Genomic DNA, 15,681 nt, shown 5'->3' with positions numbered 1-15,681 from the left:
TCGCCGGGTCACGGTAGGCGCGCAGTGAACCCGCAGCTATCGCAGGGACCGGCGGATCGGTCAGAATCCGCTTATTCCCTCTCTGGATGTGCCATGGCCGGTGCCAGCCTGTTTGCCCTGCTCGACGATATCGCCTCCCTGCTGGACGATGTCTCGGTACTGACCAAGGTCGCCGCGAAGAAGACTGCCGGCGTGCTGGGCGACGACCTGGCGTTGAACGCGCAGCAGGTCACCGGGGTCGACGCCAACCGCGAGCTGCCGGTGGTGTGGGCGGTGGCCAAGGGCTCACTGTTGAACAAGGTGATCCTGGTGCCGGCGGCGCTGGCGATCAGCGCGCTGGAGGCCTGGCTGCACAGCCGTGGCTGGAACGTGCCGCTGATCGTGCCGCTGATGATGATCGGCGGTGCCTTCCTGTGCTTCGAGGGCGTGGAAAAGCTGGCGCATCGCTACCTGCATTCCGCCGACAACGATGCTGAGCGCCAGGCCGAGCGCCGCAAGGCATTGGCCGATGCACAGGTGGACATGGTGGCGTGGGAGAAGGACAAGGTGAAGGGCGCGATCCGCACCGACTTCATCCTTTCGGCCGAGATCATTGTGCTGACCCTGGGCGTGGTGGCGACCGCCTCGTTCACCAACCAGATCCTGACCCTGAGCGTGGTGGCGCTGGCGATGACGATCTTCGTCTACGGCCTGGTGGCCGGCATCGTCAAGCTGGACGACGTCGGCCTGTACCTGTCGCGCAAGGGCGGCGCGCTTGCGGCTTTCGGTCGTGGCCTGGTGGCGTCGGCGCCGTGGCTGATGAAGTTCCTGTCGGTGGCCGGCACCATCGCCATGTTCCTGGTCGGCGGCGGCATCCTGGTGCACAACGTGCCGGCGCTGCACCACGCGGTGCAGGCGCTGGGAGGCGAAGGGGCGTGGGGCTGGCTGATCAGTGCCGCGGCCAACATGGTGGTGGGCATCATCGCCGGTGCCATCGTACTGGCGGCGGTGACCGGCTTCCAGAAGCTGCGCGGGAAGTAATCTGTAGAGCCGAGCCCACGCTCGGCTGTTCTACGGCGCTACAGCGTCCGCATGCTGGATCATCACCCCGCCTGCACCCGGTTCTTGCCCTGTCGCTTGGCGGCATACAGGGCGTCGTCGGCGCGCCGCAGCAGGGTCTCGGTATCGTCGCCCGGCTGCCATTGCGCCAGCCCGGCGCTGAAGTGCACCGGCACGCGCCGGTCCTGCACGGTCAGCACGCGGTGCGCCAGCGAGCGCTGCAGGCGCTGCACGGTGGCCATGCTGTCGGCGCCCTGGGTTTCCGGCAGCACCAGTACGAACTCGTCGCCGCCCAGCCGTGCGATGCCGTCGGTGGCGCGCAGCAGCAGCTTGCACACGGCCACCAGGTGCTGCAGCAAAGCATCACCACCGGCGTGGCCGTGCGCCTCGTTGGTCAGGTGGAAATCATCCAGGTCGATCACCGCCACGCCCAGCGGTGAGTCGTTGCGCGCGGCACGCGCCAGCTCGCGCTGCAGCAGTTCGTCCAGGCCGCGACGGTTCAGTGCCTGGGTCAACGGATCGATGCGCGCCAGATCACCGGCAGCACGCAGCTCCCGCTCCAGCTCGGCGATGCGCTGTTCGGCGCGTTCCACTTCCTGCCGCGCGCTGGCCAGATGATCGCGGGCCTGCGCGGCCTGCTGCTGCACCTTGCCGGTATCGCGCATCACCTCCTGCAGCAGCTGGTTGAGGTCGGCGATGCTGCGCGCCTCGCGCAGCTGCAGCGCGTAACTGCCGATGCGGTCGTGGTACTCACCGGTGCTGGTGGCCATGCCATCCATGCGCTCGATGAACTCGCCCATCAACCCGCGCATCGCGGCCTTCGAATCGTCGATGCCCTGGCGCAGCAGGCCCTGCTTGTAGATCACTTCGCGCAGCTCGGCGCGGGTGCGTTCGACCGCTTCGGCTTCCAGCGGACCATCCAGCAATTGCCGTACCGCGGCGATCTGGCCCTGCAGCCAGCTGCGGTCGTCCAGCAGTTCGCTCACGTTTTCCAGCAGCAGCGCGAACAGCTCCAGCAGCAGCGCCTGCTGCTCCTGCCAGCTTTCGGCGCGCACGCCAACCTGGTGGCCGAGCTCGCGCACCCCTTGTTCGATCGGTTCCAGCGCCGTACCCGGCTGCCACTGGCGCAAGCGCATGGCCAGCGCCTGTGCCTGCTCGCGCAGGTCCGGGTCATGCTGCAGCAGGGCCACCACCGCGCCGCTCAGCAGCAGCCGCAGGTGCTCGGACAGGCGCAGGCTTTCCGGCTGCCCGTCCGGCGAATGCTGCTCGATGGTGCGGATGTACTTGTCGATCAGCTGCCGCATCGCGCGGCCGTAGCGCGGCCAATCGGCGCTGGCCTGCGCCGACTGCAGGCGGTCGCCCATGTCGCCCAGCTCGCCGGGCAGGGTGGCCATGCCGTTGGCGAACGCCGCCAGCAGCGGCTCCGGCGCGTCCGCACCGGCGAACAGCTGCTGCAGCGCCACGCCGCCGCCGCCCTGCAGCACCACGCGGTCGCCCAGCCCATCGTCCACCACCGCGCGCACGCGTGCCGGCGGCCCAAGGGCGGTACCGGGAGCAGGGCGGTGGTCGGGCTGGTCCGTCATGGAGCGAATCCTGGGGCTGGCAGGGGCAGGTTCCAGCATATCGGCGCGGCTGCCGATGGCTTGAACGGCTACGATGGGCGACAGGATGCCGCAGTGGAGGTGGTTATGCGCGTGATGTTGCTGGGGGCGACCGGGCTGGTGGGTGGGCTGGCCCTGCCGATGCTGCTGGACGACCCGCGCTGCCGCACAGTGGTGGCACCCACCCGGCGGCCGCTGGGCCTGCGCGACGCCAAGCTGCACGCGCCCGTGCTGTCCTTCGACGCCTTGCCCGAGGCGCCGGACTGGGCGCAGGTGGACGCGGTCATCTGCGCACTGGGCAGCACCATGGCCCAGGCCGGCAGCCGCGAGGCGTTCTACCGGATTGACCACGACTACCCGCTGGCCTTCGCCAACGTGGCCCGCACCCAGGGCGCGCGCGCATTCGTGCTGAACTCTGCGGCCGGGGCCAACCCGCGTTCGGCGGTGTTCTACAGCCGGGTGAAAGGCGAGCTGGAGCGCGACCTGCGCACGCTGGCGTTCGCCTCGCTCACCCTGGTGCGGCCCGGCTTGATTGGCGGGCATCGGCAGCAGGTGCGCCGTGGCGAAGCGTTCGCGCTGAAGGTGTTGGGTGCGTTGGACCCGGTGCTGCCCCGGGCCTGGCGGATCAACCCCGCCGAGCGTATCGCCAGAGCACTGGTGGATGCCGCGCTGGCGCCGGCACCGGGCGAGCACGTGGTGCCATCGCGGGATCTGGTGGGTTGATGTCCCGTGCGCTGCGCCTGACCCAGTTGCTGCAGCTGCTGCGCCGCCATCGGCGGCCAGTGGCGGGGCAGGTGCTGGCCGACGCGCTGGGCATCAGCCTGCGCACGCTGTACCGCGATATCGAGACCCTGCGCGAGCAGGGCGCTGACCTGCGTGGTGAGGCCGGTATCGGCTACCTGCTGGCGCCGGGCGATACCCTGCCGCCGATGACCCTGCCCCCGGCCGAGATCGATGCGCTGGTGCTGGGACTGCGTTGGGTCGCGGCGCGCACCGAGCCGGCGCTGGCCGAGGCTGCACGTGACGCCCTGGCGCGCATCGCGCACGTATTGCCCGTGGCGCGCCGCGAGGCCCTGCGTGACAGCGGCCTGCGCGTTGGCCCATCGCGTGCTGCGGCCAAGGTGCCGGCTGCACGCCTGCAGGCCGTGCGCGAAGCCGTGGGTTCACAGCAGCGCCTGCAATTCGGCTACCAGGACGCGCAGGGCCAGCGCAGCGAACGGATCGTCTGGCCGTTTGCGCTGGGCTACTTCGATGAAGTGCCGATGCTGGCGGCGTGGTGCGAGGGCCGCGAGGACTTCCGCCATTTCAGGCTGGACCGCATCCGCCAGGTGCGCGTTCTGGATGATCACTATCGGGTGCCACGCGCGACCCTGCTGCGGCGCTGGCAGAAAGCGCAGGGCATCGCACCGGACTGGCTGGATCGCTCATAACCACAGCAACAGCGGGAAGCGTGGAGCGGGGGGGGGGAGAGTCGACTGTTAGCCGACAATCGCGCGCAGCGCGGTGTTTTATGCAGGCTGAAGGAAGAGCAGTCGACTGGCAGTCGACTCTACCGACAGTCGACTCTGCTGACAGAATCTGTCAGTAGGCCCGTACCACCATGAACGCTCCCGACAACGGAGCTTCCCCCATGTTCACGCCCAGCACCCTGCTGCAGTACGTGCGCGACGTCGCCGCCAGCGCCTCCTTCTACAGCGGCATCCTCGGCAAACCGCCGGTCGAGCAGTCGCCGGGCTTTGCCCTGTTCCTGCTCGGCGATGGTGCCGCGCTGGGCCTGTGGCAGCGCGATGACGTTCAACCGCCGGTGTCCGCACAGGCCGGTGCCGCTGAACTTGCAATGGTGGTGGCCAGCCCTGATGCCGTTCAGCAGATGCACGATGCCTGGCGCGCACTCGGTGTGCAGATCCTGCAGACGCCGGTGACGCTGGAGTTCGGCCACACCTTCGTCGGCATCGATCCCGATGGCCACCGCCTGCGTGTCTACAGCCGCGCCGAAGGCATGGTGGCGCGCGATTGATCGCCCGCATTGGGTTACATCCACGCCATGCGTGGATGCGGGAACAAAAAAAACGCCGGGCAGTGCCCGGCGTTTCTCCCATTCACGTGCCAACCAAGGGTGGCACCCACTGGTCAGGTGGTCGATCAGCTGGCCAGCGCCAGGTCGTCCATCATCGCGCGCAGGAAGCGGGCGGCTTCGCCGCCGGTGGCCGCGCGGTGGTCGAAGGTGACCGACAGCGGAATCACCTTGTGCGCTTCCACGCCGCCCATCACCGGGGTCATCTGGTGGCGGGCACGGCCGGCACCGACGATGGCCACGCACGGCGGCACCACGACCGGGGTGGCGTAGCGGCCGGCGAACATGCCGAAGTTGGACAGCGAGATGGTGTAGCCGCTCAGTTCCGAAGCGGCGATCGAACGCGATTCGACCTGCTCGCGCAGGCGGTTGACGCCCTCGCGGATGCCGCGCGCGTCGAGCATGTCCGCATTGCGCAGCGCTGGCACGAACAGGCCGTCGTCGGTGTCCACAGCGATGCCGATGTCGACCTGTGCGTGCAGGGTGCGGGTCAGCGCCTCACCGTCGAACCAGGCGTTCATCGCTGGCACCTTCTGCGCGGCGACCACGATCGAACGCACCAGGCGCGCGGTGACGTCGTTGCCCGGCAGCCAGGCGTGGATGTCGGCGTCGTCGTTCAGCGTGGTCGGAACGACCTTGCTGTGCGCGTCGGCCATGACGCGGGCCATGTTGCGGCGCACGCCCTTCAGCGGTTCCGGCTGGCCCTTGGCGACCACGCCCGGCGGTTGGGTACGCATCGGCTTGCCGGCGGCGGACAGCGGGGTGCGCGCTTGGCTCTGCACCGGGGCCGACACCTGCGCCGGGGCAGGCGCGGCATAGGCGGCGGCAGCGACCGGTGCCGGAGCAGCGCCGAGCTTGGCGGTGCCATTGGCGGCGGCCTGCTTGACGTCGGCCATGGTCACGGCGCCATCGGTGCCGGTGGCCGGCACGCGGCTCAAGTCCACGCCCAGCTTGCGCGCCATCGCGCGCACGGCCGGCACGGCCTTGACGCCACCGACGGCCAGCGCCTGTTCGGCATGCACGGTGTTGGAGCTCTGCATCGCGCCGACCACGGTACCGGCGTCATCACGCTCGGCAGCGGCGGGCTTGGCTTCTTCCGCAGCGACCGGCGCAGCCGGCAGCGGCGGCGGGGTCGGTGCGGCAGCCGGCGCCGCCGGTGCGGCGTGACCATGGCTGTGGCCGGTGTCCTGGCCATCGGCACGCTGCGGCAGGTTCGGGTCCAGTTCGAAGCTGGCCAGCACCGAGCCGGTCGGGATGATGTCGCCGGCGCCGCCGGACAGCTTCAGCACCTTGCCGGAGAACGGCGAGGGCACTTCCACCACGGCCTTGGCGGTCTCCATCGAGACCAGCGGCTCGTCCAGCTTGATCACATCGCCTTCCTTGACGAACCACTCGACGATGGTCGCGTCCGGCAGGCCTTCGCCCAGGTCGGGCAGGTTGAAATTCTTGGTCTGGCTCATTTGCAGTTCTCTTCCAGCAGTTCCAGTTCGCGGGCCGGCAGCCAGCCCGTCGCGCCATTGGCGCGCTCGGACCACCACCACCCACCGTGTTCGTGATGAAGCTTCACCATCTCGCCACTTTCCACATCCAGCTCGCGGGCATCGTAGTCGCACAAGGCTTCGGCGCGACTCTCGTCCAGCAGCTGCAACCAGGCGATGGGCGCCCATCCAGCGCGCCCATCGTTGGTGCGTACCCAGGCAAACGCCGGCCATTCCTCGTCACGGACACCTACTTCGACGATCTGGCCGGTGTGGAACCGGAGCGGGTTGGGATACTGGCTGCGGTAAGCCCCCAGAAGGCGGGCCCGCATGTCAGCCGGCCGCCACCGCGCGCTTGGCCGCCGCCACGATCCGCTCAACGCTCGGCAGGTATTTCATTTCCAGGCGGAACAGCGGAATGTGGGTGTCGTAGCCAGTGACGCGCTCGACCGGGGCCAGCAGGTCGTAGATCGATTCCTCGGCCAGGCGCGCGGCGATCTCGGCGCCGAAGCCCGCCGTCTTCGGGGCCTCCTGCACGATCACGCAGCGGCCGGTCTTGGCCACCGACTCGGCAATGGTGGCGAAGTCCAGCGGACGCAGCGTGGCCACGTCGATGACTTCGGCACTGATGCCTTCGCCGGCCAGCTTGTCGGCCGCCTCCAGCGCTTCCTTCACCTGCGCGCCCCAGGTCACCAGGGTCACGTCGGTGCCGTCGCGCAGCACGAAGCAGACGTCCAGCGGCAAGGCTTCGCCGTCGTTGACGACCACTTCCTTGTACTGGCGATAGATGCGCTTGGGCTCCATGTAGATCACCGGATCCGGTTCGCGGATCGCGGCCAGCAGCAGGCCGTACGCACGCTGCGGCGACGACGGCAGCACCACGCGCAGGCCCGGCACGTTGGTGAAGATCGCCTCGTTGGCTTCGCTGTGGTGTTCCGGCGCGCGGATGCCACCGCCCCACGGCACGCGCAGCACCATCGGGCAGTGCAGGCGGCCACGGGTGCGGTAGCGCAGGCGTGCGGCGTGGCAGACGATATGGTCGACCATCGGGTACATGAAGCCGTCGAACTGGGCTTCGGCCACCGGCTTCATGCCCTGCGCGGCCAGGCCGATGGTCAGGCCGGCGATGGTGGTTTCATCCAGCGGGGTGTCGAGGATGCGTTCGGAGCCGAAGCGCTGCTGCAGGCCGGCGGTGGCGCGGAAGACGCCGCCGTTGACGCCCACGTCCTCGCCCAGCACCAGCACCGACGGGTCGTGCTCCAGCTCCCAGGCCAGCGCCTGGGTGATGGCTTCGATGAGGGTGATCGGCGTGGTGGTCATGCTCTCTTCTCCGCGCGCGACAGCAGCGCTGTCGGCGGCGTTGGTGTGCGCGCCGGGCGCGCCGTTCTTGATCTCATCCATGGCGCTTCTCCAGGGCGATCGCCTGGGCACGCTGGGCCAGCAGGTCCGGCGGCGGATCGGCATACAGGAAGTCGAACATCGCCTCGACCGGCTGCACCGGCGTGTTGAGGTACAGGTTCACTTCCTCGTCCACGCGCGTGCCGCACTCGGCGATCCAAGCGGTTTCTTCTTCTTCGCTCCACACGCCGGCGGCGGTCAGGTACTTGCGCAGGCGCAGCATCGGCTCGCGCTGCCAGGCATCCTTCACTTCGGCGTCGTCGCGGTAGCGGCGCGCGTCATCGGCGGTGGTGTGGTCGGACAGGCGGTAGGTCATCAGTTCCAGCACGGTGCCACCGTCGCCGGCCAGCGCACGTTCGCGCGCCTGCTCCATCGCCGCCAGCACCGCGATCAGATCGTTGCCGTCCACCTGCAGGCAGTGCAGGCCGCCGGCCAGGCCCTTCTGCGCCAGCGTCTCGGCGCCGGTCTGGGCCGAACGCGGGACCGAGATGGCCCAGCCGTTGTTGACGATGCACAGGATCAGCGGCAGCTTGTAGGCGCCGGCCGAGTTCAGGGCTGCGTAGAAGTCGGTCTTGGAGCTGCCGCCGTCGCCGCACACGGCCACGGCGATCTGCGGTTCCTTGTTGAGCTTGAACTTCAGCGCGGCACCTGCGGCATGCAGGCACTGGGTGGAGATCGGCACGCAGAACGGGAAGTCCTTGGCCGCGTTGCCGCCGTAGTCGTTGCCGCGCTCGTCGCCGCCCCAGTACATCAGCACGTCGTGCGGACGCACGCCACGCATGAACATTGCGCCATACTCGCGGTACGACGGGGCGAACACGTCGTCCTTCTGCATTGCGGCACCGATGCCCACGTGCGCGGCTTCATGGCCCAGGCAGGCGGCATAGGTGCCGAGCTTGCCGGTGCGCTGCAGCGCGATGGATTTGCTGTCGAACGTGCGTACGTACAGCATCTGCTTGAACAGCGGTACCAGGACCTTGGGGTCGCGCAGCGACGCGGGCAGGTCATCGCGGACGAGCTTGCCGTCCGCGTCCAGGTACTGCAGGTATTCGATCTTGAATTCAGCGGCAACCGTCATTGCGTACTGCACCTTCGACAGAGAAGTTACAAATGATATGAATCGCCATGTTAAGGAACGCGTACGGAATAGCCTTCCTGCGCCGCAACACGGCGACTCCCCGTTTTACCCCTGCCGGCGGGTGGGGGGCCAATAACAACAACGTATTCAGTCGTTGCTGCAAAGCATCAGAATACGCCTCTGGCTGACCGCCAGTACAACGGCATGGGCGGTTCCACGCGCAGGCCCGGTATCGGCCGATGCTCCACGGCCAACCGGACGCCCCGGTATGGACGTGGCGGCTGCCAGCCTGGCGGCAACGCGTTACCCTTGCCGCCCCCGATCTGGCCGCACCCATGTCCGTCGACAACAACCAACGCGATCTCGAAGCCGGCATCCACACCGACCTGCAGGGACGCCTGACCTACGGCGGCTACCTGCGGTTGGACCAGCTGCTCAGCGCGCAGCAGCCGCTGTCCAACCCGCCGCACCACGACGAGATGCTCTTCATCATCCAGCACCAGACCTCGGAGCTGTGGCTGAAGCTGCTGGGCCACGAACTGCGGGCCGCGATCGGTTTCCTGCAGCGCGATGAAGTCTGGCAGTGCCGCAAGGTGCTGGCGCGCAGCAAGCAGGTGCTGCGCCAGCTGACCGAGCAGTGGTCGGTGCTGGAAACGCTGACCCCGTCCGAGTACATGGGCTTCCGCGACGTGCTGGGTCCTTCGTCGGGCTTCCAGTCGCTGCAGTACCGCTACATCGAGTTCCTGCTGGGCAACAAGAACGCGCAGATGCTGCAGGTGTTCGAGCACGACGCGGGGGGGCAGGCGCAGCTGCGCACCGTGCTGGAAGCGCCCAGCCTGTACGAGGAATTCCTGAAGTACCTGGCCCGTTTCGGCCACGCCGTACCGGCCGTGTATGAAAACCACGACTGGACCCAGCCGCATGTAGCCGACGACGCATTGCAGCCGGTCTTCGAGCGCATCTACCAGGACACCGACCGCTACTGGCGCGAGTACGCGCTGTGCGAGGACCTGGTGGACCTGGAGACCGCCTTCCAGCTCTGGCGCTTCCGCCACATGCGCACCGTGATGCGGGTGATCGGCTTCAAGCGCGGCACCGGCGGCTCGTCCGGGGTCGGCTTCCTGGCCAAGGCGCTGGAACTGACCTTCTTCCCCGAACTGTTCCAGGTGCGCACCAGCCTGCAGGCCGGGCCCCCGCCAGTACAGGGCTGATCCGTATTCAGCTTGGACCCCGGCCATTGGCTGGATCGTTTCAGATGCAAGTTCAGCGAGCAGGCTGGCACCTGCCTCAAACGGCGTGTATTTGACGTGAACGCCAGAAGTCGGTGATCCTCGCGCGTTGCTCCAACTGCACAGCGGACGTGCTCGTCATCCACCGAACCAGGAAACCCGCATGAGCGTAAACGCCACTGCGAACACCCCAGAGCCGGCCCTGCCGGACTTCAAGACCACGCTGGGCCATCCGCGCCCGCTGTGGATGCTGTTCATGACCGAGTTCTGGGAACGCTTTGCGTTCTACGGCATCCGCTGGGCCTTGGTGCTGTACATCGTCGCCCAGTTCTACAACGGCAACGCTTCCGGTGAAGGCGATGCCAGCCGCATCTATGGCGCCTACCTGGCCCTGGTGTACGCCGCGGCGATCTTCGGTGGCTACGTGGCCGACCGGGTGCTGGGCTACCAGCGCTCGATCCTGACCGGCGCGATCATCATGGCCGCCGGCCTGTTCATGATCTCGTTGCCGCAGGAGCACATCTTCAAGCTCGGCCTGGCCACGATCATCGTCGGCAATGGCATGTTCAAGCCGAACATCTCGACCATGGTCGGCAAGCTGTACGGCCTGAAGGACGAGCGCCGCGATTCGGGCTTCACCATCTTCTACATGGGCATCAACATCGGCGCGATGATCGCCCCGGTGCTGACCGAGTACCTGGCCCGCAAGGTGTTCGGTACCTCGGAGATGCCGTCGTACAAGGTCGTGTTCATCGCCTCGGGCGTGGGCATGCTGATCTCGCTGGTATGGTTCTACATCGGTCGCGCCGGCCTGAAGGGCATCGGTGCACCGCCGGCCGGCGCTGAAGGTTTCGGCCGCATTGTCATGGTGCTGATCGGTGCCCTGGTCGCGATTCCGATCGCTTACTTCCTGCTGGCCACCGGCGCCACTGCGCTGGCCTGGATCCTGGGCGCGATGTTCACCGCGCTGGCCGTGGTGCTGCTGATCGAGGGCATCCGCGAGGGCAAGGTGCAGCGCGACCGCGTGATCGCCATGCTGATCATCTTCGCGTTCAACGTGATGTTCTGGATGTTCTTCGAACAGGCCGGCAGCTCGTTCACCTTCCTGGCCGAGAACATCGTCAACCGCCAGTTCGGTGACTGGACCTTCCCGACCGCGTGGTTCCAGTCGGTCAACTCGGTCGCGATCATCACCCTGGCGCCGATCATCGCCTGGATCTGGGTGGCCATGGGCCGTGCAAATCCGTCCATCCCGCGCAAGTTCGGCCTGGGCCTGCTGTTCAACGGCGCCGCCTTCGCGCTGCTGATGTTCGCCCTGTCGCAGATGGTCGTGGACGGCAAGATCCCGTTCTGGACCCTGTTCATGGTCTATGTCATCCAGTCGGTGGGTGAGCTGTGCCTGTCGCCGATCGGCCTGTCGATGGTGACCAAGCTGGCCCCGGTGCGCCTGGTCGGCTTCGGCATGGGTGGCTGGTTCCTGTCCACCGGCATCGGCAACAACCTGTCGGGCATCTTCGCCGGCGTGGTCAGTGGTGAAGGTGGCATGACGGTCGAGTCGGCCCTGAAGGGGTATACCTTCGGGTTCTGGGCCCTGATCGGCTCCGGCGTGGTGCTGTTCCTGATCGCCCCGCTGATCAACAAGCTGATGCACGGCGTCAAGTAACGATGAGAGGGTAGAAGGCATGCGCATGAAGCTCGGGGGTGCAGTGGTGGTGGTCTGTGCGGCGCTGATCGGCGCCTGTTCCCAACCGCAACCGCCTGCCGCCGCCGAGCCCACGCAGCCTCTGGATACCCGACCCACCGAGCCACCGGTCGCTGACCCCAGCGAACCGGTGGCCTCGGGCAACACCCCGGTGGCGGCGGATATCGCCGCCATCGCCGGGCTAGGCGCACAGTTCGACCCGGCCCGCGACCCCGCCGATGATCTGGCCACCGCCAAGGTGGAAGCCCAGCGCGGCAAGAAGCGCATCCTGCTGGAGGTCGGCAATGCCGCCTGCGATCGCTGCCAGTCGCTGGACGAGACCGTAGAGGGTGACGGTGACCTGCGCCGTTTCCGCGATGCCCACTACGTATGGGTGAAGATCAACGCGAGCGACGAGCAGCCCAACAGCGCCTTCTTCGCCCAGTTCCCGGTGATGGACCGCGACTACCCGCACCTGCTGGTGCTGGACGCCGACAGCAGCCTGCTGGTCTCGCAGGCCAGCGACGCGCTGCGCCGGGGCGAAGCGTTCCAGGCCTCGCGGGTCAGCGCCTTCCTCAAGAAATGGGCGCCCGCCCGGTAGTGCCAGCCGCTGGCCGGCAACTGGGGGCGGTGCCGGCCGCTGGTCGGCACTGATGCCCAGTCGCATCCACGCATCGCGTGGATCTATTGCGCGTGGTCACATTCCCTGAATCGGTGGCTCAATTTCGCGGCGCGCTCGCCGCTACCGGCAAGGACCTAAGTCGACATTCCGTCGACGCACCCTACCGGAATGCCCATGCACAGCGACCACGCCGAACGATTGCCCGAACCCGCCAGCGAGCTGGCCGAGGGCGGAGCCGGCGAGGGCGTGACCCTGCCGCCGCAGGAAGCGTTGCTGGACGACGCCGGCACCGGCGCGGATACCGTTGAACTGGCGCCGCCACGCCACCGCCTGCCGCAGATCGCGCTGCCCGACAACGTGGTGCTGAAGGGCGCGGTGCAGACGCTGGTCGAGCAGAAATCGCGACTGGACTCGCTGGCCGCCGAGGGCCAGCTGGCCGGGCTGCTGCCGCAGGAATGGCAGGGCCACGGCGTGCGTGCGATCGAGCTGTCCACCTTCATCCAGGGGGTGTTGCCGTTCCTGCAGCCGGGCGAGCGTGGTGAAACCGCTCCGGCGCGCCTGCCGGTTCGCCATGTGCTGGGCGACGACAGCCGCTGGGGCTTGGAGGATGTGTCCGAACCGAAATCGCTGGCGTGGTACCTGGCCAGCGACGAGCGCGCCACCGCCGGTAGCAAGGACGTGGCAGAAGCCTGCCTGGTGGGGGCGCTCGGCCTGGCGTGGATGCAGGAAGGGCGCAGCCGCCCGGGCTTCCTGCGCGCGATGGGCCAGGACAGCCTGGCCGCACGCGTGACCATGCTCGGCTACCCGCCGGCCAACGAGCTGGCGCTGTACAGCGTTACCGCGCATGGCCAGCCACAGATCTGGTGCGTGCATGGCCGCCGCCGCATGCGCCCGCTGGTGGCGCCTTGGCTGAGCGTGCCGCTGCTGACCGCCTACGGCGTGCCGGCACCGGTCGCGTGGCCGTCCAGTTTCCCGCCGGTGGATGCGGTGGCCGAGTTGCTGGCCACCGCACGGCTGGGGCGCGCGCTGCCCGAAGTGGATCTGGCCAAAGCGGTGGCAAAGATTGCCGAGGATGCCGCCTCCGAAGCCTGGCAGCCGGTCAGCCTGCTGCAACTCAACACCTGGTCGCCGCGCTGGCACTTCTTCCTGGGCACCTTCGTCGGCCTGCCGTCGCTGCTGCTGGTGGCTGCTGCGCTGGCGTTGCCGGGGGCGGTCGAAGCGGCGACCGTCGCCGCCTCGCTCGGCTTTGCCGGTGGCGCCATCGCGGCGCTGGCGGTGCCGTGGATCCATGCACGTCGCAAGCATCTGAGCTGACCCAGCGCGCCCCCGGGGCGGGTCCCTTTCCGCAGGAAAGGGCGCTGACCCCACCGAAGCCGCGCTGGCGCGTCGCCATCCACGCACGGCGTGGATCTACCCATCGCCGCGCTCGGTATGGTTACACCCCTTCGCCCATCCGCTCCAGGCCGTCGCCGGCCAGGCGCAGGATCAGCTTTTCAAGCAGCTGCTCCTCCTCCTCGCTCAGCACCGACATCAGCTTTCGGGTGATCTCGATCACCATCGGTGCGATGGTCTCGTACACCTCGAAACCGGCGGCCGACAATGCCAGCACCGAGCGGCGGCGGTCGTCGCCGTGGGTCTCGCGCTTGATGAAGCCGCGCTCCAGCAGGCGGGCCACGGCGCGGCTGACCGCCACTTTGTCCATCGCCGTGCGGTCGGACACCTCGCTGGCCGATGAGCCCGGGTAGAGGGCCAGGATGGTGATGACCCGCCACTCGGGAATCGCCAGGCCGTAACGATCGCCGTACAGCTTGGCAATGTTGCCGCTGACCCGGTTGGACAGCACGCTCAGCCGGTAGGGCAGGAACTGTTCCAGGTCGAGCAGGACGTGCGAGGCACGCAGGCGGGTCGAGGCAGGATCGGCGGGGCTCATGTTGCGGTGCACCTTGCTGGTGGTTTCAAGTGTAACTATAAGGAGTAGGTCCAGACCCTGCATTCTCGCCGGGTCCCTACCTGCCCGCACCTGGTTTGTACCGATGCGGTACCGATTCGGAGCCACGCCATGAATACCGCAGTCCCGACCGCCTCGCACCCCAACCCCGGCATGCAGGTCACCACCTTCGAGAACCCGATGGGCATCGACGGCTTCGAGTTCGTCGAATTTGCCGCCCCGGCCGGCCGTGGCCAGGAGCTGCACGAGTACTTCCGGAAGATGGGCTTCAGCGCGGTGCTCAAGCACAAGCAGCGTCCGATTACCGTCTATCGCCAGGGCGACGTCAACTTCCTGGTCAATGAAGACCCGGATTCCTTCGCCGCCGACTTCGCCGAAAAGCACGGTCCGTGCGCCTGCGGCTTCGCCATCCGCTTCAAGAAGCCGGGCCAGGAGGTCTACCAGACCGCGCTGGGCAACGGTGCCGAAGCCATCGCCTTCAAGCCGGACAGCAAGGCGGTCAGCGCGCCGGTCATCAAGGGCATCGGCGATTGCATGCTGTACCTGGTCGACCGCTACGGTGCGGCCGGCAGCATCTTCGATGGCGACTACGAGCCGATCGCCGGCGCCGACCTGCATCCGTTCGGCTTCGGCCTGACCTTCATCGACCACCTGACCCACAACCTGTACTTCGGCAACATGCAGCAGTGGTCGGACTACTACGAGCGCCTGTTCAACTTCCGCGAGATCCGCTACTTCGACATCAAGGGCCTGAAGACCGGCCTGGTGTCCAAGGCGATGACCGCGCCGGATGGCATCGTGCGCATCCCGCTGAACGAATCGTCCGACCCGAAGAGCCAGATCAACGAGTACCTGGATGCGTACAAGGGCGAGGGCATCCAGCACATCGCCTGCTTCACCGAGAACATCTACGAGACCGTCGAAGCGATGCGCGCGCAGGGCGTGGACTTCCTCGACACGCCGGAGACCTACTTCGACGTGATCGACCAGCGCGTGCCCAACCACGGTGAAGACGTGGCGCGCCTGGCGAAGAACAAGATCCTGATCGACGCCGACCCGGAAACCCACCAGCGCAAGCTGCTGCAGATCTTCACCCAGAACTGCATCGGCCCGATCTTCTTCGAGATCATCCAGCGCAAGGGCAACGAGGGCTTCGGCGAAGGCAACTTCCAGGCGCTGTTCGAGAGCATCGAGCGCGACCAGATGAAGCGCGGCGTGCTCTGAGGGCAGATGCTGACAGCGCAGCGCGGAGAGTTCGAACAGCGGCATTAGCCCCTCTCCCATCGGCGACCGAAGGAAGTCCCTGTGGGAGAGAGGGGTTGGGGTGAGGGTACGGTGGGGTCATGACGATCAAACCGCCACTACCCACATCGACACTGGCACACGCACGCCACCTACGTCGCACCATGACCGACGCCGAGCGCGCACTATGGCGTTGTCTGAGAAGCGGACAGTTGCAAGGTGCCAAGTTCCGGCGTCAGTACCCGATCCCACCGTATGTCGCAGATTTCTGTTGTGTGGCGGCAAAGCTGAT

At 67.5% G+C, this 15,681-nt stretch carries 16 protein-coding genes; 10 read left to right on the top strand and 6 right to left on the bottom strand.

From position 1 onward, the window contains the following. Positions 1 to 93 precede the first annotated feature (93 nt). Positions 94 to 1,020, top strand: a complete 927-nt coding sequence (locus tag QZ853_RS06645; protein ID WP_295571500.1) for a DUF808 domain-containing protein — start codon at positions 94 to 96, stop codon at positions 1,018 to 1,020. Between the two features lie 62 nt (positions 1,021 to 1,082). Here QZ853_RS06645 and QZ853_RS06640 read toward each other — a convergent pair whose 3' ends face one another. Then, positions 1,083 to 2,621 (bottom strand): GGDEF domain-containing protein, encoded by a 1,539-nt coding sequence (locus tag QZ853_RS06640; protein WP_295571499.1) that lies wholly within the window; start codon positions 2,619 to 2,621, stop codon positions 1,083 to 1,085. 105 nt (positions 2,622 to 2,726) lie between these two features. Between QZ853_RS06640 and QZ853_RS06635 the strand changes: the two genes are divergently transcribed. From QZ853_RS06635 to QZ853_RS06625, 3 genes are all read left to right on the top strand, one after another. Beyond that, positions 2,727 to 3,362: an NAD-dependent epimerase/dehydratase family protein gene (locus QZ853_RS06635; protein ID WP_295571497.1), complete on the top strand. Its 636-nt coding sequence runs from the start codon at positions 2,727 to 2,729 to the stop codon at positions 3,360 to 3,362. Continuing rightward, a complete protein-coding gene (locus tag QZ853_RS06630; protein ID WP_295571496.1) occupies positions 3,362 to 4,069 on the top strand; it encodes a YafY family protein in 708 nt (235 codons plus the stop codon). The genes QZ853_RS06635 and QZ853_RS06630 overlap by 1 nt, the downstream gene beginning before the upstream one ends. Before the next feature lie 200 nt (positions 4,070 to 4,269). Then, complete coding sequence (locus QZ853_RS06625) at positions 4,270 to 4,656, top strand: VOC family protein (RefSeq protein ID WP_295571495.1); 387 nt, start codon at positions 4,270 to 4,272, stop codon at positions 4,654 to 4,656. A 125-nt stretch (positions 4,657 to 4,781) separates the two neighbouring features. On the opposite strand, the gene QZ853_RS06620 is transcribed toward QZ853_RS06625, so the two are convergent. The 4 genes from QZ853_RS06620 to pdhA are packed head-to-tail and all read right to left on the bottom strand — an operon-like array spanning position 4,782 to position 8,667. Next, positions 4,782 to 6,173: a dihydrolipoamide acetyltransferase family protein gene (locus QZ853_RS06620; protein WP_295571493.1), complete on the bottom strand. Its 1,392-nt coding sequence runs from the start codon at positions 6,171 to 6,173 to the stop codon at positions 4,782 to 4,784. Next, positions 6,170 to 6,523 (bottom strand): SH3 domain-containing protein, encoded by a 354-nt coding sequence (locus QZ853_RS06615; protein WP_295571492.1) that lies wholly within the window; start codon positions 6,521 to 6,523, stop codon positions 6,170 to 6,172. Before QZ853_RS06615 ends, QZ853_RS06620 begins: the two co-directional genes overlap by 4 nt. Before the next feature lies 1 nt (position 6,524). Then, positions 6,525 to 7,592 carry an alpha-ketoacid dehydrogenase subunit beta gene (locus QZ853_RS06610; RefSeq protein ID WP_019338598.1) on the bottom strand — a complete coding sequence of 356 codons (1,068 nt, stop codon included), beginning with the start codon at positions 7,590 to 7,592 and terminating at the stop codon, positions 6,525 to 6,527. Further along, entirely contained in the window at positions 7,585 to 8,667 is a 1,083-nt protein-coding gene (gene pdhA / locus QZ853_RS06605; protein ID WP_049428059.1) for a pyruvate dehydrogenase (acetyl-transferring) E1 component subunit alpha, read from the bottom strand. The genes QZ853_RS06610 and pdhA overlap by 8 nt, the downstream gene beginning before the upstream one ends. Before the next feature lie 335 nt (positions 8,668 to 9,002). Here pdhA and QZ853_RS06600 point away from each other — a divergent pair, with 335 nt between their 5' ends. The 4 genes from QZ853_RS06600 to QZ853_RS06585 all read left to right on the top strand — a co-directional run bounded on the left by QZ853_RS06600 (position 9,003) and on the right by QZ853_RS06585 (position 13,513). Continuing rightward, positions 9,003 to 9,878: a tryptophan 2,3-dioxygenase family protein gene (locus QZ853_RS06600; protein WP_295571491.1), complete on the top strand. Its 876-nt coding sequence runs from the start codon at positions 9,003 to 9,005 to the stop codon at positions 9,876 to 9,878. 181 nt (positions 9,879 to 10,059) lie between these two features. Further along, complete coding sequence (locus QZ853_RS06595) at positions 10,060 to 11,559, top strand: oligopeptide:H+ symporter (RefSeq protein ID WP_295571490.1); 1,500 nt, start codon at positions 10,060 to 10,062, stop codon at positions 11,557 to 11,559. A 19-nt stretch (positions 11,560 to 11,578) separates the two neighbouring features. Continuing rightward, positions 11,579 to 12,178 carry a thioredoxin family protein gene (locus QZ853_RS06590; RefSeq protein WP_295571489.1) on the top strand — a complete coding sequence of 200 codons (600 nt, stop codon included), beginning with the start codon at positions 11,579 to 11,581 and terminating at the stop codon, positions 12,176 to 12,178. Positions 12,179 to 12,373: 195 nt separating this feature from the next. After that, positions 12,374 to 13,513: a hypothetical protein gene (locus QZ853_RS06585; protein WP_295571488.1), complete on the top strand. Its 1,140-nt coding sequence runs from the start codon at positions 12,374 to 12,376 to the stop codon at positions 13,511 to 13,513. A gap of 121 nt (positions 13,514 to 13,634) precedes the next feature. Here the strand turns inward: QZ853_RS06585 and QZ853_RS06580 are convergent, their stop codons facing one another. After that, the gene (locus QZ853_RS06580; RefSeq protein WP_010482680.1) at positions 13,635 to 14,129 is read right to left on the bottom strand and encodes a MarR family winged helix-turn-helix transcriptional regulator; all 495 of its coding nucleotides are present in this window, start codon (positions 14,127 to 14,129) and stop codon (positions 13,635 to 13,637) included. 129 nt (positions 14,130 to 14,258) lie between these two features. Here QZ853_RS06580 and hppD point away from each other — a divergent pair, with 129 nt between their 5' ends. Together hppD and QZ853_RS06570 are read left to right on the top strand one after the other, a co-directional pair. Further along, on the top strand, positions 14,259 to 15,371 hold the full coding sequence (hppD, locus tag QZ853_RS06575) for a 4-hydroxyphenylpyruvate dioxygenase (protein ID WP_295571486.1): 1,113 nt from the start codon (positions 14,259 to 14,261) through the stop codon (positions 15,369 to 15,371). 119 nt (positions 15,372 to 15,490) lie between these two features. Beyond that, positions 15,491 to 15,681 (top strand): DUF559 domain-containing protein (locus QZ853_RS06570; protein WP_295571484.1); only part of this gene is annotated, 191 nt, incomplete at its 3' end.

It is taken from the genome of uncultured Stenotrophomonas sp. (assembly GCF_913778665.1).
Taxonomy (GTDB): domain Bacteria; phylum Pseudomonadota; class Gammaproteobacteria; order Xanthomonadales; family Xanthomonadaceae; genus Stenotrophomonas.
Note: the sequence above shows the minus strand (reverse complement) of the source record. Positions and strands in the feature narration are given on the sequence as shown.